Genomic DNA, 13,685 nt, shown 5'->3' with positions numbered 1-13,685 from the left:
CAGCCCGGGACCCGGCCCCGCCGGCGGTCAGCGGCCGCGTTCGACGGGCCGGCGCTCCTCGGTCTCCTCGGACAGCGCCTCGGCCGCCGGTTCGGTGAGGTCGTCACCGGGCACCGCCACCTCCTCGGCCTGATCCTGCTCGTCGGGCTTCCCGCCAGGCTGCGGCTCGGGAGCGGTGGCACCGCCGGCGAAGCCGTACTCGTTCGGTTCGTCGTGCCTGCTCATGTGGTCGTCCTCCCGCGTGCACCGGTTTCGCCTCGTACCGCCAACGGTAGGTGGTGATCGTCCCCGGCGCCGGGCGGTCCGGATTGTCGACGCGACCACGGCGGCGCGGCGCCCAGCGCCGCCCAGAGCAGCTGGCGCAGCGCGATGATCGCCGCCGCGCCGGCCAGGTCGGTCCAGCCCGGCCCGCCCGCGAGCCGGAGCACGCCAGCCGCGGTCAGCAGGTCCAACAGCACCCGGATGGCGGTCCGGCCGGCCCCGGTGCTCAGCACGGTGACCACACCGGCGACGAGGGCCAGCGCGGTGACCGCCGTGACCAGCGCGCCGATCATGTCCGGTGCTCAGCCTCGGCCACCTGACGCTGCTCCTGACGGATCTCCCGGCCCAGGAAGTAGTTCAGCGCCGTCCGGATCGTGGCGATCGCGGCCAGCTGGCCGATCTGGTCGAACGACGGGGACACCGCGGTCCGCAGCACGTCGGCCGCCAGCTGGAACTCCAGGCCGAGGGTCAGGAATCGGCCCAGGGTGAGCCGGATCGGGGTGAAGACAGCGGCGGTGCGGTGTCGCAGCCCCTCGACCACGAACCGCACCGCCGCCCAGACCGCACCGACGAAGATCACTACGGCACCGGCGACCTCCACCACGGCGACCAGCACCGCATCGCCGTGGCGCAGCAGTTCCGCCGGCTCCACCCGGAGCCGTTACCCGCCAACGAGGCGGGTAGTCGGCGGCGTTCAGGTCAGCTCGCTCACCGCCTCCAGGATCAACCAGAGGCCGGAGATGGCGAAGAGCACCGCGGCGCCGTACTTGATCGCCTTCTCCGGCAGCCGGCGGCCGAGCAGCCGGCCGACCAGGATGGCCAGCGCGTCCGCGGCCACCATGCCGACGGTGGAGCCGAGCCAGGTGCCGAACCAGCCGTACTGGGTGGCCAGGGTGATCGTGGCGAGCATCGTCTTGTCACCCAGCTCGGCCAGGAAGAACGCCACGGACACCGCGACGATCGCGGTCTTGTTGGTCTTCTCGGCCTTGCGCTTCTCCTCGTCGGTGAGCTTGTCCCCGCGCAGCGTCCACGCGCCGAAGCCGAGGAACGCCAGGCCGGCCACCAGGGAGATCCAGTCGGTGGGCAGCACAGCGCCGAGACCCGTGCCGATGGCGACCGACGCCAGGTGCACCACCGCCGTGGCGATGGTGATGCCGATCAGCACCGGCATCGTCCGGAACCGGGTGGCGAAGGTCAGCGCCATCAGCTGGCTCTTGTCCCCCAGCTCGGCGACGAAGATGACACCGAAGCTGATCACCAGCGCGGCGAAGAAACCCTCCATGACGTCCTTCCCGTTCACGCCGGGAGGAGGAAAAGAGGCGCCCTCGACCCGGCCACGACAGCCTGAGTCGAAGGTCTCGCCCGCCCCGGAAACCGGGGCCGCGTGGCCGGGTGCGGAACGCACCAGTATGTCGACCACGACATTGGGGGCTACTCCCCTTCGCGCGACCAGCCTAACCGATCATCGGTGGGGCCGGCCGGGTGGGTGAACAGCCTCACCGCGCCTGGGCCAGCGTGACCCCGAACAGCCCGTCCGGGTCGCTCCAGAACTCCGTCGCGGTGAAGCCCGCCGCGGCCAACTCGGCCGCGATCCCCGCCGGGCGGAACTTCGCCGACACCTCCGTGCGCAGCTCCTCCCCCGCGGCGAACTCCACGGTCAGGTCCAGCACCCGGACCCGCAACGGCCGGGTCGACCGCAGCCGCATCTCGATCCACTCATGGTCCGGGTCCCAGCGGGCGACGTGGTCGAACGCCTCCGGGTCGAAATCGGCGCCCAACTCCCGGTTGATCACATGCAGCACGTTCCGGTTGAACTCCGCCGTCACCCCGGCCGCGTCGTCGTACGCGGGCACGAGCACCGACGGGTCCTTCACCAGGTCGGTGCCGAGCAGCAGCCAGTCGCCCACCTCCAGCGCGGCGCGCATCTCGGCCAGGAACTCGGCCCGCTCGGCCGGCAGGAGATTGCCGATGGTGCCGCCGAGGAACACCACCAGCCGGCGGCCCCCGGTGGGCAGCCGGTCCAGCTGCCGGGTGAAGTCCCCGACGATGCCCCGGACCCGTAGCCCTGGATAGTCGGCGGCGATCTGCACGGTGGACCCCAGCAGCGCACTGACCGACACGTCGAGCGGAACGAACGTGCCCAACCCGCCCTGACGGGTGAAGGCGTCCAGCAGCAGACGGGTCTTCTCCGACGAGCCGGAGCCCAGCTCGATGAGGGTCTTGGCTCCGGTGAGCGCCGCGATGTCGGGCGCGTGCTCGGCCAGCACGGCCCGCTCGGCCCGGGTCGGGTAGTACTCGGGCAGCCGGGTGATCGCCTCGAACAGCTCGCTGCCCCGGGCGTCGTAGAACCACTTCGGTGGAAGCCACTTCTCCTCCGCGCTCAGCCCGGCCCGAACGTCCTGGCGCAGGCCCCGCTCCAGGTCCTGCTCCTCGAGGTAGATCTCCAGCGGCTCCGCGGTCATCGGTGTTTCCTCTCTGCTCGGTCAACCGTTGGGGCACGACCGGTGCGACTCACCGGGTCGGCAGCGGGCTCGCCCGCACCTCGCTCGCGGTGGCGGTGACCAGGTGCCCCTCCGGCACCGGCCGCCACCCGGGGTCGTCGTCGTGCGGCTCCGAGGCGAGCAGCACGGTGCCCGCCGCCGCGCGCACCGACAGCGCGTGCCCGGCCACGCTGGCCACCACCCGGTGCCCGTCGGTGAGCAGCAGGTTGAGCCGCGACCCGGGGGCCGCAGCGGCGACCTCGGCCACCGTCTGCGCGACCGCCTCGACCGGGTCGACACCGGCGCGCAGGCGCTGCCGGACCAGCGCCCAGAGCAGCGCCGAGTCGGTGGCGGCGTCCAGGGTGAGCAGGTCGCGCACCGGCAGACCGGAGGCGAGCGGCACCACGGCGTCCGGCCAGCCGCGCACCACCCCGTTGTGGCTGAACAGCCATCGCCCCTCGGCGAACGGCGCAGCGGCGCCGTCGAGCACCGCCATCCCGACGGTGGCCGAGCGGACCGCGGCGAGGACCGCGCCGGCGCGGGTCACCGCCGCGAGCTGGGCGATGGTCGGGTCGCTCCAGATCGGCTGGGCCCGCCGGTAGCGCACCGGCTCGCCCTCATTCGGGTACCAGCCGACGCCGAACCCGTCGGCGTTGATCGTGCCGCCGCCGCGCATGTCGCGGGGCGCCCAGGACTGCCGTACCAGTGAGTACGGGGGGTCGAACAGCAACTCGGCCAGGGTGACCGGCGGCCCCAGGTAGGCCAGGTGGCGACACATCAGCGCACCCCGCCAGCGGGCCTGCCGGTCGCGCGGCGGCTCACCGGTGCGACTCGTCCGGGCTGGCGTCGCGGGCGCAGCGGAAACCGCTGAAAATCTGCCGGCGGATCGGATAGTCCCAGTTGCGGAAGGTGCCCCGGCAGGCCGACCGGTCGGTGCCGAACGAGCCACCGCGCAGCACCCGGTAGTCGTCGCCGAAGAAGACCTCCGAGTATTCCCGGTAGGGGAACGCGGCGAAGCCGGGATGCCCGCCGAAGGTCGTCGAGGTCCACTCCCAGACGTCGCCGATGAGCTGGTGCACGCCCAGCGGTGAGGCACCGGCCGGGTACGCGCCCACCGGGGCCGGCCGCAGGTGGCGTTGGTCGAGGTTGGCGTGCGTGTCGGTCGGGTCGTCGTCACCCCAGGGGTAGCGGCGGGACCGCCCCGTCGCCGGATCCCAGCGGGCCGCCTTCTCCCACTCCGCCTCGGTCGGTAGCCGCTTGCCGGCCCACGCCGCGTACGCCTGCGCCTCGTACCAGCACACGTGCACCACCGGCTCGTCGGCGCGGACCCGGTCCCACCGGCCGAAGCGCCGGTACGCCCAGCCATCGCCATCGCGGCGCCAGTGCATCGGCGCGCTGAGCTGCTCCTGGAGCCGGAGCGCCCACCCTTCGGCGCTCCACCAGCGCGGGTCGGAGTAGCCGCCGTCGGCGATGAACCCCTCGTACTCGCCGTTGGTCACCGGGGCGGCGTCGATGACGTACGCGGGCAGGTCGACGCGATGCGCGGGGCGCTCGTTGTCCAGGGCCCACGGGTCGGTGTCGGTGCCCATGGTGAAGGGGCCGGCCGGCACCAGGGCCTCCCCACCGACCCGGGCGGGCGGCTCCGGCGGCGGCGGGGCGTGCAGCACCGCCGGCCCCGAGCGCAGTTGGTGGGTAGCGAGCATCGTCTCGTCGTGCTGCTGCTCGTGCTGGACGATCATGCCGAAGGCGAACCCGTCGGCGACCAACGGCCGCTCGCTGAAGGTCACCGCGTCGAGCAGGTCGTGCACCTTGTCCCGGACGGTGCCCAGGTAGGCGCGTGCCTCGGCCGGTGGCAGCAGGGGCAGCGTGGGACGGTCCCGGCGCGGCTGCTTGAACGCGTCGTACAGCTCGTCGATGTCGCACCGGACCGGCTCGCGGCCCCCGACGTCGCGGACCAGCCAGAGCTCCTCCTGGTTGCCGACGTGGGCCAGGTCCCAGACCAGCGGCGACATCAGCGGCGAGTGCTGGCGCATCAGGTCGGCGTCGTCGACCACCTCAGTCAGCAGCGCCGTGCGGGAGCGGGCCCGCGCCAGCTCCGCCGCGATCCTGCCGCGCAGTTGCTCCCCGTCGACGTGTGCCGTCGTGCTCGCGGTCACCGCGCCACCTTTCGTTCGCGACTGCGGGGCTCGCAACCCCGGCTCACTCCTCGCACTCACCGGTCTCCCCTTTCCGCGGCGGTCAGCCGCCGCCGTACGCCTCGCTGGATCTCGTCGTGGATGCCGACCGGCAGGTCCAGCCGGGGCAGGGTGGTCAGGGTCAGGTCGAGCAGCGCCGCCGCGGCGACGGCCAGCGCCGGGTCGGCCAGGCCGTGCCGGGCCGCCATGGACCAGCGGTGCGCCACCGGCGCGCCGATCGCGTACGCCGCGCGCACGGTGCCCGGATCGGCGAACAGGGCGGTCAGCACCGCCAGCGGGAGTCGCCAGTCCCGACCGGGCTGAGCGTCCAGGTAGCGCAGCTCCAGGTAGCCGCGCGGCCGCACCGGCGGAAAGAGCGTGCTGACGTGGTAGTCGAGGTCGTCGGTCGTGGGCGGGCGGGGCAGCGCGCCGTCAAGCCAGTCGGCGAAGGTCACGCCGGGCGGCGCGGTCCAGTCCGAACCGTGCCGACGCAGGCAGAGCAGTGGCGCGGCGAGCACGTACCGGATCCAGGCGGCGGTCGGGTCCTCGTCTGGGCGGCCGGCCGCCCAGACGGGTCGGGTGCGGGCCGGGTCGATGGCCAACCAGGCGGCCATCCGGGCGGACGCCCAACCGGTGCGCCGCCCGGCGTGCCGGGTGGCGGAGGCGAACGCGGCGAGCAGGGGCGGGCCGACCGCGTGGGCCGCGGCCCAGCGCGCCGCGACCTGGTCCGGCTCGCCGGCGTCGAGGCAGACCTGCAGGCCGGCGGTGCTGTACATCATGGTGCGGCCGGCCGGGCCACGCCGGTCGAAGGCACCGCGCATCGCGCGATAGCGGGGGGTGTCCACCACCGGGCGGGGCCGGCGGTGTGGGTCGATGCCACTGCGACCGAGGACCAGCCCTCCGGCGGCCAGCAGGTCGGTGACCTGGGCGATGTCGGCCTCGGTGGCCTGGATCAGCGCGGCGACCGAGGGGCGGGGTGGGGTGGAGATCTCCAACTGGCCGCCCGGCTCCAAGGTCACCGTGCCGCCGTATCGCAGCGGCTCGGCCGGGCTGGTGGCGTCCAGCGTGACGGGGCTGTGCCGCCCCAGCGCCGCCCGCAGCCGCGTCGGGTCGACGGGTCGGGCAGGATCGGCGGCGTCGTGCACGGTCCATTCCAGTTCGACGCCGGTGCGGGTGGGTGGGCCGGTCTTGAAGCAGATCCGGGCGAGGTGTCGGTTTGCGGCGGCGGACTCGTGCAGGATGGCGCTGCGGTCCAGCTCGGGTGACATCACCACCGGTCGTGGCCCCCTCTCCGTGTGCCGGCTCCGGGATACTGTGCCACCGTAAACCCGCCCACCGACACCGTCGGGGGCGTCGACGGCGCCACCAACCTCTGTCTAACAGACGAATTTCCCGGTGCAGGGCGGAACGAACCGCCCCGCCGGTCGGACGCTCACCCCTGGGCGGGCTCGCCGGTCGGTGACGGCTTGACCTTCGCCGACGTGGTCGGCTCCGCCTCGGGCACCAGCCGCTGGCAGTACGCCTCGACCTCGCCAGCGCCGCCGGCGGCGGTCACCAGGTTCTGGAAGGCCGGCGTACGCAGCGCCTTCTCCCGCTGGTCGGGCTTCTTGGCCAGCCATGCGCGGCACAACCCCCGCAGCTGCCCGGCGGGCGCTTCGCCAGCGGCCGACGGGGTGCTGGAAGCGGATGGCATGCCGGGCGGCGGCGCCACCGACCGGCTGGGCGCGGCGGTGCGATCACCGGACGCGGTCGCCTCGACGTCGGAAGGGCTGGACGACGGGCTGCTCGGCGCCGGTGGCACCGGGTCCGGTGCCCGGTCCAGACGGACCGCGGCGAAGGCGGCGCCCGCGGTGGCGGTGGCCGCCACCGCTCCGATCCAGGCCACCGCGCCGGTGGTCGCCCGGCGGCGGTGTGGCCGGCGGGCCACGGTCGGCGCCGGGTTGACCTGGGCGGCCCGGAACGCGGCCAGTGCGGCCTCCTCGCCGGTCAGCTCCCCGGGCCGGGACGGGCCGGCGGCCGCGGCGAGCAGTCGTGCCACCGGGTCGGCCGCCGTGCGGTCGGGGGTGGTCGCGCGGACCTGGGCCGACGCGGCGTCCGGGTCGGCGGCCTGGCCGGCGCGGGTCGCGTCGAGCAGTCGTTCGGTCTCGGCACGGTCGGCCCGCCGGTACGGGTTCATCCGGAATCCCCTCACGTCAGCCGTCCGCCGGCTCGGCGCGCGACGTCCGCCGGGATCGACCGCCGCGTTGACGAGGCGGCGGCATCGCCTCGACACCGACCGGCGGCACGGTGCCCTCGGCGTCCACCGGCGGCACCGTGCCCTCGGCGTCCACCGGCCGCACCGTGCCCTCGGCGTCCACCGGCGGCGCCGTGCCCTCGTCACCGGGCAACGGCGCGACCAGGCCCTGCCGTTCGAGTAGGGCGGCGAGCCGCCGCAGACCCCGGTGGGCGGCGGTCCGGACGGCACCGGCCCGGCGGCCCAGTACCCGGCCAGCGGACTCCGCGTCCAGCCCGATCACGGCCCGTAGGAGAACCGCCTCGGCCTCCCGGGGAGGAAGGGTGGCGATCAGTGCCAGGGCGGCCTCGGTGCCGACCGTCTCGCCGGCCCGCTCGGCGGTGTCCGCGTCGTCGGCCAACTCGGCGAGCGCCTGCACCGGAACCGCCACCGATGGTCGCCGACGCAGCCGGCGCAGGTGGTCCATCGCCCGGTTGCGGGCGATGGTCACGGTCCAGGCGCGGAACTCACCGCCGGTGAAGTTGGGCAGGTCGCGGGATATCTGCAGCCAGGTCTCCGATGCGACGTCCTCGGCATCCGCGCCGACCAGGGCGGTCAGGTAGCGCAGCAGGCCGGGCTGGAGGCTGCGGTAGAGGAAGCGGAAAGCGTCCTCGTCTCCGGCCTGCGCCGCGGTGACCGCGTCCGACAGCTCGCCGCTCATCCGCGGACCACGGATCGTCCGGGACATCCCGGCCCGATCCGTTGCGCCGGGGCGTTCCGGACGGCACGGACCGTCGGCCGGATCAGTTCCCGCACCGCACCGCCCTCCGCCGATTCTGATCGCGCCCGGGTCCGCGGTGGCCGGGGCTGGTGGTCTGGACCAGCGCCATGACGGTCGGTTGTCGACGCGCTGCCCCGAGCGGGCCTGAGCCGGGCTAACGCTAGGAGGGGGAGCAACGGGGCGACAAGCTGGCACCGTGTCACGGAAGAGTGACAATTATCAACCGGCTCGGGCGGCGCGTTGCCGTAACGCGCGGTGGCCTACGGACGCTACGCGCGCCGCGGGACGATTCTCCGGCGTCGTGAGCGAGCGTACGCCGCCGCGTGTCGGCTTTTGTCACACGGCGTCGCTGTCTCGTCACACACCGACCACGTCCACACAGGTCAGACCGGATGGACCGGTGGTATGGACCGCCCGGCCGAGCAACCGCAGCGCGCCGTTCAGCGCCACTCTGGGTACGGTAATGCTGTGTTGTCATCGGAGGTCGTGCTCAGCGGTAGATACCGCCTGGACGAACGTGTCGCCACCGGCGGCATGGGCGACGTCTGGCGTGGCACTGACCTGGTCCTCGGCCGGCAGGTCGCGGTCAAGGTCCTGCTGCCGGCGCTGGTCTCCGACCCCGATTTCATCGCCCGGTTCCGGGCCGAGGCGCGGATCATGGCGGCCCTGCGGCACCCGGGCATCGTGCAGGTCTACGACTGTGGCGAGGACGACCTGCCCGACGGCAGCCGGGCGGACTACCTGGTCATGGAGTTCGTCGACGGCGAGCCGCTGTCCAAGCGGATCGAGTCGGCCGGCCGACTCGACGTGACCGAGACGATGTCGATCGTGGCTCAGGCGGCCCGGGCGCTGAACGCGGCGCACCGCGGTGGCATCGTGCACCGCGACGTCAAGCCCAGCAACCTACTGGTTCACGAGGACGGCACCGTCGTCCTGGTGGACTTCGGGGTGGCCCGCTCCACCAATGTCACCAGCATCACCAGCACCAACGCGGTGCCGGGCACCGCCCTCTACATGGCGCCCGAGCAGGCCGCCGGCCGGCCGGTCAGCGGTGCCACCGACATCTACGCCCTCGGCGCGGTCGCGTACTGCTGCCTCACCGGCGGTCCGCCGTTCACCGGCGACAACCCGCTCCAGGTCGCCGTCCGGCATCTGGACGACGAGCCGCCGGAGCTGCCGCACGAGATTCCGGAGGCGGTCCGCGCTCTGGTGTCCCGGGCACTGGCCAAGGATCCGCTCGAGCGGTTCACCAGTGGCGCGGCGATGGCCGAGGCGGCCCGGACCGCGGTGACCGGTGGGGAGCCGCCCACTGCGATGGCGGCGTCGGTCCCGCTGCGCGACGCCGGGCCGGGCACCCGTACCGACGTGCCGGTCGGCGCGGCGGTCGCCCCGGCGGGCGGTCGACGCGGTCGACGGGGCGCGCTGGTTGGCGCGGCGGCGACCGTGCTCGTGGCCGTGACTGGCCTGGTGACGGCGCTGGGCGCGGCGAAGAACGCGGACGCCCCGGCGGTCAAGCTGCCCACCACCTCGCCGACCGTGGCGCCGACCGACCAGGTTGACCTGCCGGCGGCGAACGAGCAGATCACGAATCCGACCCGGCCGGACCGGCCGCACGCCCCCCAGAACATCCCGTCGGCCTCGGTGAGCGCGACGCCGAGCACACAGCCCAGCCAGACGGCGAGCCCGTCGTCGCCGTCGCCGAGCGCCACCACGCCCCCGACGACCGACCCGACGGGCGGCCCGACGACCGACCCGACGCCGGTCGAGCCGACCCCCACCACGAGCCCGCCGGCCGAACCAGGGGCACCGCCGGGCAGCTGAGCGGACCACTGCCGCTCATCAGCCCCACCAGCACCGGTATCACCAAAACGGACTTACGGCACCGAAGACCCCTCTAGGCTCTCAGCAGGTCATTTCCACCATCTGCCGCAGGAGCCCGGGTGAGTGCTGAGAAGCTGGTCGTGATCGGCCAGGGGTACGTCGGACTGCCGCTGGCCATGCGTGCCGTGGAGGCGGGGCTGGACGTCGTCGGCCTCGACGTCGACGCCGACCGGGTGAAGCGTCTCGCGTCCGGCGAATCGTTCGTCGAGGACATCCCGACCGACCGGCTGGGCCGGGCGCTGGGCAGTGGGCGGTACCACCCCAGCACCGCGTACACCGATGCCGAGGGCTTCGAATTCTGCGTCATCACCGTGCCCACCCCACTGCGCGACGGAACCCCCGACCTGAGCTTCGTCGAGCAGGCCGGCGTCGGCATCGGCCCGTACGTGCGGCCGGGCAGCACGGTGATCCTGGAGTCGACCACCTACCCGGGCACCACGCAGGAGCTGCTGCGTCCGCTGCTGGAATCGGCCAGCGGGCTGCAGAGCCCCGGCGACTTCCACCTCGGCTACAGCCCGGAGCGGATCGACCCCGGCAACCCGACCTGGCGGCTGGAGAACACCCCGAAGGTGGTCTCGGGCGTGGATCAGGCGTCGCTGGCCCGGGTGGACGGGTTCTACCGGCGCCTCGTGGAGCGCACCGTGCCGGTCGACTCGACCCAGGTCGCCGAGCTGACCAAGCTGATCGAGAACACCTTCCGCCAGGTCAACATCGCGCTGATCAACGAGCTGACCATGCTCTCGCACCACCTGGACATCGACGTCTGGCAGGCGATCGATGCCGCCGAGACCAAGCCGTTCGGCTTTCTGCCGTTCCGCCCCGGCCCCGGCGTCGGCGGGCACTGCCTGCCGATCGACCCGTGCTACCTGTCCTGGCAGGTGAAGCGCCGCCTGGGCCGGCAGTTCCGGTTCATCGAGCTGGCCAACGACGTCAACCACGAGATGCCCGAGCACGTCGCGCAGCGGATCATGGCAGGGCTGAACAAGGCCGGCCGGTCGGTCAGTGGTGCCCGGCTGCTGCTGCTCGGGCTGGCGTACAAGAAGAACACCGGCGACATGCGGGACTCCCCCGCGGTCGACGTGGCCCGCCGGTTGCCCTCGGTGCCCAGGTCCACGCGGTCGAGCCGTACGCCGAGGCGCACCAGATCCCCGCCGGGGTGACCGTGGTCGGGCTGACCGAGCGGGAGGTGCGGGCCGCCGACGCGGTGGTGGTGGTCACCGACCACGACAGCTTCGACTACGACCTGGTGGTCCGGCACGCCCGCTACGTCTTCGACACCCGCAACCGGTGCTCCGGCCCGATGGTCGAGCTTCTGTAGGCCCGGCACCGCTGGCCGGTCCCGCCGCCGGGGAAGACGGCGGGGCCGGCCGGCGGCTGTCCCTCCGCGTCGCCGCCCGGTTGCTAGTCGCCGAGCGCCTCGACGACCGGCCGGGACAGCGCCCGGCGGGCCGGCAGCACCGACACGAGCAGGGCGGCCAGAACCGCGCCGCCGAGAATCAGCCCGAGTTGGCCGAGCGGCAGCACCACGTGGAAGTCCCCGCCCAGGCGGGCCAGCAGGGCCATGGCGGCGGCGCTGACCCCGGTGCCCAGCCCGACTCCGAGCACCGCGCCGACCAGCGCCACCAGCACCACCTCCACGGCGAGCATGGCCCGCATCCGGCCCCGGGTCAGCCCGACCGCCCGCAGCACCGCGTTCTCCCGGGTGCGCTCCACCACCGACAGGCTCAGCGTGTTCGCCACGCCGAACAGGGCGATCACCACGGCGAGGCCGAGCAGCGCGGTGACGAAGGCCAGCAACATGTCCACGGTGTCGGTGAGCATCTTCTTGTACGCGCCCTGGTCCATCAGGTTCACCGTCGGGTAGCGGGCCAGCACCGCCTCGATCGCGTCCCGGGCCCGCTCGGCGCTCACTCCGGCCGCTGGGTCCGCCTCGGCCAGGAAGGCCCGCTGGTCGGGAAAGAGCGCGGCGAAATCGGCGTCGGCCATCTCGATGACGTGCCCGGCGGGTGCACCACTGGCGGCCATGGCGGGCGTGTCGTCGGCGACCACCGCGACCACCCGGAACGGGCGCCCCCGGACGGTGACCGGGGAGCCGACCTGCCAACCCCGCGCCTGCGCGAGCTCCCGGTGCACCAGCACCTGACCCGGCCCGAGCCGGCCGACCTCGCCGGCCAGCACGCCGCTCAGCGTCCGGCCGACCAACGCCGGATGGGCGGCGCGGATCTCGATGTCGGCGGCGACCGTGCTGCGCTGCTCGTGCACCACACCCAGCTCGGGACGGGCCGCCAGCTCACCAGCGAGCGCGGCGGGGAGGTTCGAGCCGATTCCGCTGACCACGAAGTCGGTCCCGATCTCGGCGTCCACACTGCGTTCGATGCCGTCCTTGGTGCTGCGTGCGCCGACCACGAACGCCGACACCAGCCCGATCCCGATCACCAGCGCGGTGGCGGTCGCGGCGACCCGACGGGGATTGCGGACCGCGTTGGCCACGGCCAGCCCGGCGGTCACCCCGACCAGACGGCGGACCGGCCAGCCGAACGCCCGGACCAGCGCGGGAACGAGAACCGGCCCGAACAGCACGATGCCGAAGAAGGCCAGCACCCCTCCGACAGCCACCAGCAGCACCTGACCGGCGCTCGCGGCGCCAGCCAGCGCGGCGACACCGGCGGCCAGCACCACCGCACCGAGGGTCAGCCGGAGCCGACCCGCGCCCCGGCTGGGCTGCACCGCGGCGTCGGTGAGCGCGGCCACCGGCGCGACCCGAGTCCCCCGCCAGGCCGGTAGCAGGGCGGCGCCCACGGTGAGCAGGGTGCCCAGCAGCAGGCCGGTCAGTACGGTCGATCCGGTGACGGTCAGCCCGCCGGAGACCGGCACGTCCAGTCGGGACGTCAGCAGCCGAATTCCGCTGGCGAGCGCCACCCCGAGCAGCACCCCGACCCCGGAGGCGACCATCCCGATCACCGCCGACTCCAGCAGGGTGGCCCGGAAGACCTGCCCCCGGGTCGCGCCGACCAGTCGCAGCAGCGCGGTCCGCCGGGTGCGCTGAGCCAGCACGATCGCGAAGGTGTTGGCGATCACGAAGCCGGCCACCACCACAGCGACCGCCGCGAAGATCATCAGCACCATGGTGAACTGGTCCAGGTCACGAACCGCCTCGTCGACGGCGTCGTCGAGGATCTGCTGGCGGCTCCGCACGCTGGTGTCGGCGCCGACGGTGGCGCGTACCCGGTCGGCCAGTGCGGTGGCGGAGGTGCCCGGCCGGGCCGCCATCATGATCCGGCCGTATCCGCGCTCGCCGGTGACCGCGAGCGCGTCCGGCCCGACCAGGCCGATGAACGGACCGCCGACGTCACGTGTGGTGCCAGCCACGTCGACGGTCCCGACCAGGGTGTACGGGCGGGCGGCGCCGCCGGTGCCGCCGATCTGGACCGGGGCGCCCAGGGCGAAGCCCTCCTCGGCCACCGTCGGCGCGTCGAGCACCACCTCGCCGGCGCGGTCGGGCAGTCGGCCGGCGACCACGTCGTACGAGCGCAGGGCGTCCTCGGTGGGAATGGCGACGAGCACGGTGAAGCCGAGCACCGGCCGACCGTCGGCGCCGACGATGCCGCCGGTGTTGGTCAGTTCACCGGCCGCGGCGGCCACCCCGTCGAGAGCCCGGACCCGGTCGACGAGGCCGGTGGGCAGCGGTTTCGTACCGGTCGGATAGACGCCGAGGTCGGTGTGTCGGTCGAAGGTGCCGGCCCGGTCGTACGCGCCGGCGCGCATCCCGTCGACGAAGATCAGAGTGCCGGCGATGAACGCGACACCGAGCACGACGGCCAGCGCGGAGAGCAGCATGCGCAGCGCCTCGGCGCGCAGCGAGCGCAGAGTCAGGCGGATCATCCCGTCACCGCCCC

At 73.7% G+C, this 13,685-nt stretch carries 14 protein-coding genes; 3 read left to right on the top strand and 11 right to left on the bottom strand.

Annotated features, from left to right (window positions below; all coding sequences use genetic code 11):
• Nucleotides 1–27: 27 nt before the first annotated feature.
• The 10 genes from OG470_RS26605 to OG470_RS26560 form a co-directional block, all read right to left on the bottom strand.
• Complete coding sequence (locus OG470_RS26605) at nucleotides 28–225, bottom strand: hypothetical protein (RefSeq protein WP_328416511.1); 198 nt, start codon at nucleotides 223–225, stop codon at nucleotides 28–30.
• Nucleotides 222–554, bottom strand: a complete 333-nt coding sequence (locus OG470_RS26600; protein ID WP_328416510.1) for a hypothetical protein — start codon at nucleotides 552–554, stop codon at nucleotides 222–224. Before OG470_RS26600 ends, OG470_RS26605 begins: the two co-directional genes overlap by 4 nt.
• The gene (locus tag OG470_RS26595) at nucleotides 551–913 is read right to left on the bottom strand and encodes a DUF1622 domain-containing protein (protein ID WP_328416508.1); all 363 of its coding nucleotides are present in this window, start codon (nucleotides 911–913) and stop codon (nucleotides 551–553) included. Before OG470_RS26595 ends, OG470_RS26600 begins: the two co-directional genes overlap by 4 nt.
• Nucleotides 914–955: 42 nt before the next feature.
• Nucleotides 956–1,543, bottom strand: coding sequence for a TMEM165/GDT1 family protein (locus OG470_RS26590; protein ID WP_328426614.1), 588 nt, complete (start codon nucleotides 1,541–1,543; stop codon nucleotides 956–958).
• Between the two features lie 214 nt (nucleotides 1,544–1,757).
• Nucleotides 1,758–2,723, bottom strand: a complete 966-nt coding sequence (gene egtD, locus OG470_RS26585) for an L-histidine N(alpha)-methyltransferase (protein ID WP_328416506.1) — start codon at nucleotides 2,721–2,723, stop codon at nucleotides 1,758–1,760.
• A 49-nt stretch (nucleotides 2,724–2,772) separates the two neighbouring features.
• Nucleotides 2,773–3,519: an ergothioneine biosynthesis protein EgtC gene (egtC, locus tag OG470_RS26580; RefSeq protein ID WP_328416504.1), complete on the bottom strand. Its 747-nt coding sequence runs from the start codon at nucleotides 3,517–3,519 to the stop codon at nucleotides 2,773–2,775.
• 40 nt (nucleotides 3,520–3,559) lie between these two features.
• On the bottom strand, nucleotides 3,560–4,897 hold the full coding sequence (gene egtB / locus OG470_RS26575; protein ID WP_328416502.1) for an ergothioneine biosynthesis protein EgtB: 1,338 nt from the start codon (nucleotides 4,895–4,897) through the stop codon (nucleotides 3,560–3,562).
• 56 nt (nucleotides 4,898–4,953) lie between these two features.
• Complete coding sequence (egtA, locus tag OG470_RS26570) at nucleotides 4,954–6,189, bottom strand: ergothioneine biosynthesis glutamate--cysteine ligase EgtA (RefSeq protein ID WP_328416500.1); 1,236 nt, start codon at nucleotides 6,187–6,189, stop codon at nucleotides 4,954–4,956.
• Nucleotides 6,190–6,347: 158 nt separating this feature from the next.
• Complete coding sequence (locus tag OG470_RS26565; protein WP_328416499.1) at nucleotides 6,348–7,091, bottom strand: hypothetical protein; 744 nt, start codon at nucleotides 7,089–7,091, stop codon at nucleotides 6,348–6,350.
• A 16-nt stretch (nucleotides 7,092–7,107) separates the two neighbouring features.
• Nucleotides 7,108–7,848 (bottom strand): RNA polymerase sigma factor, encoded by a 741-nt coding sequence (locus OG470_RS26560; RefSeq protein WP_328416497.1) that lies wholly within the window; start codon nucleotides 7,846–7,848, stop codon nucleotides 7,108–7,110.
• A gap of 528 nt (nucleotides 7,849–8,376) precedes the next feature.
• Here OG470_RS26560 and OG470_RS26555 point away from each other — a divergent pair.
• The 3 genes from OG470_RS26555 (at nucleotide 8,377) to OG470_RS26545 (ending at nucleotide 11,107) form a co-directional block, all read left to right on the top strand.
• Nucleotides 8,377–9,729 (top strand): serine/threonine-protein kinase, encoded by a 1,353-nt coding sequence (locus tag OG470_RS26555; protein ID WP_328416495.1) that lies wholly within the window; start codon nucleotides 8,377–8,379, stop codon nucleotides 9,727–9,729.
• A 119-nt stretch (nucleotides 9,730–9,848) separates the two neighbouring features.
• The gene (locus tag OG470_RS26550) at nucleotides 9,849–10,949 is read left to right on the top strand and encodes a nucleotide sugar dehydrogenase (protein ID WP_328416493.1); all 1,101 of its coding nucleotides are present in this window, start codon (nucleotides 9,849–9,851) and stop codon (nucleotides 10,947–10,949) included.
• Complete coding sequence (locus tag OG470_RS26545) at nucleotides 10,946–11,107, top strand: hypothetical protein (RefSeq protein WP_328416491.1); 162 nt, start codon at nucleotides 10,946–10,948, stop codon at nucleotides 11,105–11,107. Before OG470_RS26550 ends, OG470_RS26545 begins: the two co-directional genes overlap by 4 nt.
• Nucleotides 11,108–11,190: 83 nt before the next feature.
• Here OG470_RS26545 and OG470_RS26540 read toward each other — a convergent pair whose 3' ends face one another.
• Entirely contained in the window at nucleotides 11,191–13,671 is a 2,481-nt protein-coding gene (locus OG470_RS26540; protein ID WP_328416489.1) for an ABC transporter permease, read from the bottom strand.
• Between the last annotated feature and the right edge of the window lie 14 nt (nucleotides 13,672–13,685).

The organism is Micromonospora sp. NBC_00389 (assembly GCF_036059255.1).
GTDB lineage: Bacteria > Actinomycetota > Actinomycetes > Mycobacteriales > Micromonosporaceae > Micromonospora.
This window is presented reverse-complemented; position numbering and strand designations above follow the sequence as displayed.